Source organism: Picosynechococcus sp. NKBG042902 (genome assembly GCF_963864045.1).
Taxonomy (GTDB): domain Bacteria; phylum Cyanobacteriota; class Cyanobacteriia; order Cyanobacteriales; family MRBY01; genus MRBY01.
The window spans coordinates 1-8246 of the sequence record NZ_CAWLTV010000034.1 but is presented as its reverse complement, the minus strand read 5'-3'; the positions used below and the strand labels follow the sequence as shown (position 1 = coordinate 8246).

The 8246-nt window shown below is 47.4% G+C and carries 8 protein-coding genes; 6 read left to right on the top strand and 2 right to left on the bottom strand.

What is annotated here, in order from left to right; translation table 11 throughout:
- On the bottom strand, positions 1 to 2216 hold a 2216-nt coding region (locus tag AACR41_RS00535; protein ID WP_045442665.1), incomplete at its 3' end, for a GumC family protein.
- A 47-nt stretch (positions 2217 to 2263) separates the two neighbouring features.
- Complete coding sequence (locus tag AACR41_RS00530; protein WP_223209984.1) at positions 2264 to 3661, bottom strand: SLBB domain-containing protein; 1398 nt, start codon at positions 3659 to 3661, stop codon at positions 2264 to 2266.
- Positions 3662 to 4107: 446 nt separating this feature from the next.
- Here AACR41_RS00530 and AACR41_RS00525 point away from each other — a divergent pair, with 446 nt between their 5' ends.
- The 6 genes from AACR41_RS00525 to AACR41_RS00500 all read left to right on the top strand — a co-directional run bounded on the left by AACR41_RS00525 (position 4108) and on the right by AACR41_RS00500 (position 8058).
- Entirely contained in the window at positions 4108 to 4599 is a 492-nt protein-coding gene (locus AACR41_RS00525) for a hypothetical protein (protein WP_072008006.1), read from the top strand.
- 416 nt (positions 4600 to 5015) lie between these two features.
- Positions 5016 to 5762 (top strand): glycosyltransferase, encoded by a 747-nt coding sequence (locus AACR41_RS00520; RefSeq protein ID WP_223209983.1) that lies wholly within the window; start codon positions 5016 to 5018, stop codon positions 5760 to 5762.
- A 14-nt stretch (positions 5763 to 5776) separates the two neighbouring features.
- Positions 5777 to 6322, top strand: coding sequence for a glycosyltransferase (locus AACR41_RS00515; protein ID WP_223209982.1), 546 nt, complete (start codon positions 5777 to 5779; stop codon positions 6320 to 6322).
- A 98-nt stretch (positions 6323 to 6420) separates the two neighbouring features.
- Positions 6421 to 6852, top strand: coding sequence for a DUF29 domain-containing protein (locus AACR41_RS00510; RefSeq protein ID WP_030008279.1), 432 nt, complete (start codon positions 6421 to 6423; stop codon positions 6850 to 6852).
- Positions 6853 to 6923: 71 nt separating this feature from the next.
- Positions 6924 to 7487: a Uma2 family endonuclease gene (locus tag AACR41_RS00505; RefSeq protein ID WP_030008278.1), complete on the top strand. Its 564-nt coding sequence runs from the start codon at positions 6924 to 6926 to the stop codon at positions 7485 to 7487.
- Between the two features lie 130 nt (positions 7488 to 7617).
- Positions 7618 to 8058: a DUF29 domain-containing protein gene (locus AACR41_RS00500; protein WP_030008277.1), complete on the top strand. Its 441-nt coding sequence runs from the start codon at positions 7618 to 7620 to the stop codon at positions 8056 to 8058.
- Positions 8059 to 8246 lie beyond the last annotated feature (188 nt).

Below are 8246 nucleotides of genomic sequence, written 5' to 3'. Positions count from 1 at the left end.
GATGTACCTTTTGTTTGACTATTAGCAACGAGTCCTAAGATTGGAATATTGGCTTGCTTAAAGGTGGCGATCGCCTGGGAAACGGCTGAACGCGTGGTTTTATTCAAAGTGACCACTAAAATTACACCATCAGTATGGGAGGCCAACAGACTGGCATCCGCAAGTCCAAGCACTGGTGGCGTATCGTAGACAACGAGGTCGAAGGTACGCTCAAAGTCCTTAACCAAATGCTGCATCTTTTGAGAGGCGAGTAATTTTGCTGGATCAGGAGGCAGATCCCCCGCTGGCAGCACCGAAAAATCCACCAAAGGCATTGGTTTCTGTAAATAGTTATCGATTTCAGTCTCGTTGCTATTGTTTGTAATTACAGTGCTGAGACCCTGCTTTTGATTTAAATTGAGACGTTGAGCAACCTGGGGACGCCGCATATCAGAATCAACGAGCAATACTTTCTGACCGAGAATCGCTGCCGTTGGTGCCAAATTCAGGGCAATTGTTGATTTGCCATCCCCCGGTAGAGCCGAAGCAATAATCACCGAACGTAAAGGGCGATCGGCACTCAGTAATTTTAGATTGGTATGTAGCACCCGTAGGGATTCAGAAAAGGCAGACGCACCATAATAGCCATAGCCATAGGGCTGATCTCCACCGGTCATTTTTTGCCATGTCCGAGTCGTTGAAGCCGGAATCAAAGAAGCTAGCCAACGTTGGACACGCAGCATTGGTGGCAAAGACGATGCCGTTGTCCCGGCCATTCCATGTTGTTCTTCGTAGGGAATATTGGCTAAGAGTGGTAGCTTTGTCCGATTCTTCAGATCATCTGGAGAGTAATAAACATCAGTGAGCTTGTCGAGCAGCAAAGCAGCGCCGACACCCAAGACCGAACTAGCAATAAAGCCCAGCATCAAGCTCCGTTGAATATTGGGGGAGATCGGTAAGTTGGGACGGGTGGCATCTTCAATGACTTCCCATGGAATCTCCGTTTGTGCCGCTTGCACTTGTAGAGCTTGGCGTCTTGCTAGAAGCTCTGTCAATGCTTCCGTTGAAATTCCGAGTCGCCGCTGGAGATCGGTATATAGCCGATTTAAGACAGCGAGATTCTGAAAAGATTGCTCGACTTCGGCTTGAGCTTGATTAAGGGATGGAATCCGAGCTTGTAAGATGCGGAGTTGATTGGCGGCATCTGTCACTTGGGTTGCCCCCACCCGTTCCGCCTCCTGTTGCAGAATCGGCAATAAATTCTGGCGTTCTTCCCTCAACACTTGAATATTTAAGCTCCCCTCTTGGAAACGTGTCGATTCTTTGGCAATGTTCGCCTCGACCGACCGCAGTTGACCAAGAACCTGCTGATAGGTTTCTGAATTTTCGAGGGCTGCTAAGGCTCCACTGTCCCCTTGGAGGGATTGGAGGCGGGTTTGGGCCTGGGCCATCTCTTGTTGCAACTGGAAGCGCTGCTGCTCTAAGGTTGCTGCTTTCTGGGCAAGCTGATTGAAATGAATTTCTGGCTCGGTGAAATTGTAGTTTTGACGAAACTGTTGAAGCTCTGCCTGCAGAGTATCCACTTCCTGTTGGAGGTCGGGTAATTGTTCATCGATGAACTGCAGACCTTGTCTAACGTTGGTTTGGCGATCGGCCAAGCTGTACTCCAGGTACACCGAGCTAAGCTGTTCTAACACCGCTTCAATTTGATCAGGGTCTGGATTTTGATAGCTGACTTCGAGAATTTTTGTCTCTCCCGGTCGGGTAATACTGAGATTACTGAGTAGAGTATTGTAGTTAAGGTTAGGATATTGTTGCTGCAGTGGTTGAATCACTTTTTGCAGTAATTCGGGACTGCGTAAAACCTGAATTTGAGTAGCGTAGTCTAATTCACCGGATCCGCTACCAAAGTTTCCGGGCAGGCTCCGGGCTAGGTCAGAAACACTATTGTCGGAATTGACGGGTTCAACTAACAAACGAAACTTCGATAAGTAGATTTTTTCTTGGGAAAATGTGTTGAAGGTAACTGCCCCCATGCCAACGGTTATCACCCCCAGAATTAACCAAGCTCGACGCCGCATCACGGATAAAAATTGGCGGAAATCGAAGTCATCGCCGTAGTCTACTGGTTGTAATAGAGGAGAGACAGGATACGGTATTGGGGCGACTGCGCCATTTTTTTTATGGCCGTTATTTTGATATTCGAGAACAGCGTTATTGGTATCTTGTTTATCCATGGTAGTTTCGCGCTTAATTTATAAATTTAATTCTTAAAAATTCATCCTTAAAATAAGAAACCGAAAGGCAAAAGATTGCGCAGTGGACTTAAAATGCGTGAGAGTCCATCTGTAAAGCTAGCCGTTGCATTACGATCCACGATGATGACATCGTTATTCCAAAGAATTGGGTTGGATTCGGCATTGACGTTTTGAGAAAAATCAATTTCAAACTGCTGCTGGACAATGGTGCCATTGGGATTGAGACGGATTAATTCCACATCGTTGCGGGCGCGATCTGTCAGTCCTCCAGCGGCCAGCACGGCTTGGTTTAATGTTGTATTTGCAGGAACGCGAACAGCACCAGGACTCTCGATTTCACCGACCACATTGACGAGAATCTGATCGGGGGACAAGTTAGTGGCCACAATTTGGGCCGCCTCGGCATCGGATGGGGCCGCAGCGGTGGCGATAGAAATGGTATCCCCTTGTTGGAGGGCTAAGTCTTGGGTCAAATCCCCCGATTGAAACAGTTCCCAAAAATCAATGTCAATGGTTTGGGATGTTCCACTGCGGGTCAGACGTCGTACTTGAATTTGACGAATATCGGCAGAGGGCTTGATCCCACCCGCTTCCCGAATGGCTTGGGAGACGGTGGGGTTGGTTTGGGATTCGCCGCCCGTTAATCGATAGATACCTGGACGAAATACTTCGCCAACAACACCAATGTCTAAGGTTTCAGGGGTGCCAATTAGATTTGAGGCTGCTAGTTGAGCCGACTCGGTTAAGTTCACCGTTTCTACTGCGGGTACAAAAACTGCATCCCCATCTCGCAGGGCGATGTTTTGGCTTGCATCGCCGTTTTGTAACAGTTCCCAGAGGTCAACGGCGACGGTCTGCCTTGTGCCAGATGGGTTGAGGCGACGAATTTGCACTTGTCGTAAATTGGCGGCATAGGTGAGCCCACCCGAAGCCTGAATGGCTTGCACCAGGGTGGGAAACTGACCTCCGTCTAGGGTATAGGCACCGGGACTATTGACTTCTCCGGAGAGGGTCACTTGGAAAGAACGGGGTTGCTGTAGGACAAGGGTAATTCTGGGATAGCGTAATTCTGACTGGTAGCGGGTGGCGATCGCCGTTTCTGCTGCTTCGATGGTTAAGCCCGCAACCGGCACTTTACCAATGGCCGGGAGGTTAAGGGAGCCATCGGCCAGCACCCGTTGACTACCGCTATATTCAGGCACATTAAAGACTTCAACTTCTAACTGATCACCCACACCGAGAATGTAGTTTCGATCAACGCCCATTGCCGGCAAAGCACTCGACGATAGGTGGATCCGTTGTGGAGTTTGCGCTTGCATCGCCCCATCTTCTGAAAAATCAGACCTGTCGGCAGCAGCGGCAGCGCTGAAACTACCAGGAATTAGGATGAAGACTGACGTACAAAACAGGATAAAAAATTGCATTGAGCAAGGCTCCTGGAATTTATATTCTGACCCAAGGATTCAGAATCTGCTAACAACACAGCTATCTACAGACGACCCCAAATTAGGGGCAGGCTAATGCTGATCGATTCAAACGGGAGAAAATTTATTTAAATCCTATTGTAAAGTTACTGTAAAGTGTCACTACCATAGGGCACAGGTTTAAAAGTGAGCAACCGATGACAAAAAGAAAGCAAATTCAATCCAGACGCCAGACATTATAGGTGCTTATTCTAAAATTGTCAGTATAACGATTAGATGAGCCAGGCTAATGTTAATGGTTGAGACTGATACCAATCTCTAAATTAGACACTTAGGAATAGTGTCGATGAGTAGTATGTGTTAAGTGGCAAGCAATCACTATCCTGTTAGCGTTTTGTTTACCAATCAAGTTGTCTCGGCAATTGGGTCTACATTCATTCTGCGTCATGAAACCAATCAACCGGAATTCTCATCCTGTCTCCCTAGACAATAGAAGTTTAGGCAAACAATCATCGACCAAGCGCCGCGATCGCCACCGTAAGCGTTCCAAGCGCCGTGCTATCTTTTGCCCGATTCACCAGTGCTACTTAGATAGTGTGAGTCAGAAACACCGAATTTACGCCGACCAACCGGATCATCTCCAAAGCCGGGGGCTCAGTCGGCGCAAGGCACTTTTACTCGTTGCAACAAAAACGACTGTGCCCTTAGATGGGGAGTGGCTAGAAGCCTTTTGGTGTAAGTGTTGTCAAGAAACGAAATGGTATCATGTCCGCAAATGTGATCGCGAATATCAATTATCGTTGGCCTCTCCTGAACTATGGCAACAGGCAACTGGCGTAATTTCTGTTCAAGGTAATCCTTCTGTCAGCGAGTTTACACGCCGTCAATCGCAATGTCAGGGTTCTACCACAATCAAAGATTTCCGCTTCGTAAATTGACCTCGACCAATTAGCGTAGATAGGATACAGTGTGAAGAAATGATGAAGAAAGCGTGAGGGAGCGATGAAGGCTTCCCACCGTAGAGTGAGCTTCGATGGTCTATTTGATCTCAGTTTCTCTACCCTGCTTCTACTACTAGCAATGCCATCAGTTCGGCGTCTAGGGTAGAACAGTCCCAGGATTCGTCTGTCTATTTTTTTCACAACCCAAGCTTGCTGCATGGCCGCGCAACGATCTCTCAGCTACAAGGGGATCACTAAAAACGTGGCTTAGAAAGCTTTGCGTGTAGGGCGATCGCCTTTTTGGTTAATGGTTCAGCGATCGCCTAATGGTGAAGATGAAGCAAAAGTGCATGGGTTCATTGCTTCGCTGATCCAAATCTTTCGCTTTATCTCCCCTTTAAAAAAGTTTATCTATGTTGTTTGTTCATTACCTCAAGCGCTTGGTTTCTAGCCGTTCCCAGCCAACTATTGATCAACCTTCTGGGCCTAAGAATGAACCACAACTCCGCTTAATGGTGCTCACCCAGTTTTTCCCCCCTGATTTTGCCCCGACAGGTCAGCTCATCGAGGAATTGACGCGGCACCTGAGCCAGCAAGGCTTAGATGTTGATATCTTTACGGGGCAACCCGGATACGCCTTTCAAGCGACAGATGCTCCACGCCTTGAGCAAGTAGATAGTCTGAAAGTCAGGCGATCGCGGACAGCCCAGCTCTGGCCCCAGCGGATTCGCGGCAAAGCGATCAATGGCATTTTGTTCCTATTGCGGACAGTGCTCCATCTCGTCGGATGTGGGCGCAAAACAGAACTGCTTTTGATTACGACGGCCCCTCCCTTTTTGCCCATCGTGGGTTACTTTGCGAACCTGATTTTCCGAGTGCCCTATGTTTGTCTGCTCTATGATCTCTACCCCGATATTGCCGTTAAGCTTGGCGTGATCCCAGAACAGCACTGGTTAGCGCGATTTTGGCAAAATATGAACCTCAGGGTGTGGCGACGGGCGACGGGCATTGTGGTGTTAAGCCCAGCGAAAAAGCAACATATTACCCAACTCTGCCCGGAGATCGAGTCAAAGGTCAGCGTGATCCACAGTTGGGCAAATCCGGACTTAATCGTGCCGATCCCCAAACAAAAAATTGGTTTGCCCTGCGGTACGGACTGATTCAGCCATTTACGGTGCTCTATTCTGGCAATCTGGGCCGTTGCCACGATGTTGAAACCTTCCTCGAAGCGGCCATTTTACTCAAGGATGAACCGATTAAGTTTGTCTGTATTGGCAATGGTGCTAAGCGGCAGATGTTAATGGAAAAGCGTGAACAGTTGGGATTATCGAACCTGCTGCTGCTGCCCTACCAGGATAAAGAAGTACTGCCCTACTCTTTGACGGCCTGTGATTTGTCGTTAGTGAGTTTGAGTCCGGGGATGGAACGCCTGTTAGCACCGAGTAAGCTCTACTCAGCCTTGGCAGCAGGTCGGCCCATTGCCGTGGTCTGTCCGCCCAAGAGCTATTTAAAAGATCTAGTGCAGAAAACAAATTGTGGCCGGGCGATCGCCAATGGGGATGGCCAAGGGCTAGCGGATTTTATTCGGCAGTTGGCAGGCGATCGCCCCCTAGCAGAGGGCATGGGCCAAGCAGGACGCCGATATTTAGAAGAAAACTTCACACCGCAGCGAATTGCGGCGCAATATTTAGAGGTGTTGCAAAATTCCGTCAAACGGTAGAGGGCGATCGCTTTTTATTTCCATTCTTGGCTTTTAAATGAGTCGTTAAAATAGGGGCATCTCTTCTGTCCTTTGATGAATGCAGCATTGGTACTCCCATGGAACAACTGTACGAAAAAGACTTTAGTCAATGGGCAGAAACGATGGCCGATCTTCTTGCCGCTGGGGATTTTATGGCCCTTGATATTGAAAACTTGGTAGAAGAGGTGCGGGATTTGTCCAAGCGAGAACGCGATCGCCTTCTTAGCAGTATCCGGCTGATTTTACACTACCTATTAAAGTGGGATCATCAGCCCCAAAAACGGTCTCGCAGTTGGCGAAATACGATTGATCGAGAAAGAAGTAATATTGAACTATATCTTGAGGACATTCCGAGTCTGCGGCGCTATCTTAATGATGAGGTATCCCTAGCAAAAATGTATCGGCTTGCCCGTGCTGACGCGATCCGGGAAACGGATTTAGATTTTCCTAAAGATTGCCCCTACGATATCGAAGATGTGTTAAGTCGCGTTATTTCCCTTGGTGAGTGATCCTCTAGAGGGCGATCGCCTCAATGAGAACAAGTTGTTAAAATTAGCTTACTCCTCTAATCTGCATCATTATGGCTACCGTTTTAGACCTTCAGCCAATTGTTTCGTTAAATCGAGGGCAATTTTATCAGCTCTGCCAAAACAATCCTGACCTCAACTTAGAAAGAGACCCCCAAGGAAAGCTCATTATTATGTCTCCAGTTGGGGGGGAAAGCGGTGCCCAAGAAGCGAATCTTATTTTCAAAGTTTCTCTCTGGAATGATCAGAGTCAACTCGGAATTGTTTTTAGTTCTTCAACAATATTTAGCTTGCCCCAGGGCGGCGATCGCTCCCCTGATGTGGCTTGGGTCTCCCGATGCAACTGGGAAAAACTAACCCACGCAGAACGAGAAGGATTTCCGCCAGTTTACCCGGATTTTATCATTGAGCTGAGGTCAAAAAGTGATCGCTTAAAACCCTTACAGAATAAAATGCAGGAATACCTAGGCTCTGGTTTAAGGCTAGGTTGGTTGATTAATCCACAACAAAAACAGGTGGAAATCTATCGCCCAAATCAAACCATACAAATCGTCAATTTACCGGCGACCTTATCTGGAGAAGAGGTTTTACCTGGACTAAGCATCAGCCTAGACTGAACAAGTTCAAGATATCAATTATTGGCTTTAGACAATTTTCTAACTCATTGGGAGTACTAGTTTTCAGGGCAGTTATATCAAGGGCAATCGCCTCAAGTCACTTAATCCAAACAATTGGGGAATTGGCACCATGGATTCTTCACTATATGACACTGATTTTTATACATGGACAGCACAACAATGTGAATTGCTACGCCACAAAAAATTTCATGAATTAGACTTAAGCCATCTAATCGAGGAGCTCGATGATTTGGGGAAACGACATTATGATCAACTAGAATCAAGATTAGTACAATTGATTGCCCATCTCCTCAAATGGCAAATACAGCACTGGCGACGTTCTAATAGTTGGCGCGCCACCATTCGGGTTCAGCGCACTTCCATTGAAAAGTTGTTACGGCGTAATCCAGGTCCCAAGTCTCGTTTAGAGGAAGCAATGACGGAAAGTTGGTCGGAAGCGCGGGATCTAGCGATCGCCAAAACGGATTTGCCAGATGAACAATTTCCAGAAATTTGTCCGTTTAGCCTCGCTGAAGTCTCATCGCCTGAGTTTTGGCCAGATCTCGCCTAAGAATTGTAGGAGCCATGGAATAAGTTATTGCTTGCTTAAATTGTCTGGCCTTATTCTCATCAGCCCCTTTAGTGGATGCTTCGTTTCTCGCTTAAAGTGGAGCGGACGGGAGAATGTCTGTATGAGAGCAATCACACCAGCGGCGATCGCCGAGATTATCATTGACTTAGAAAACGAATTGCATCGTC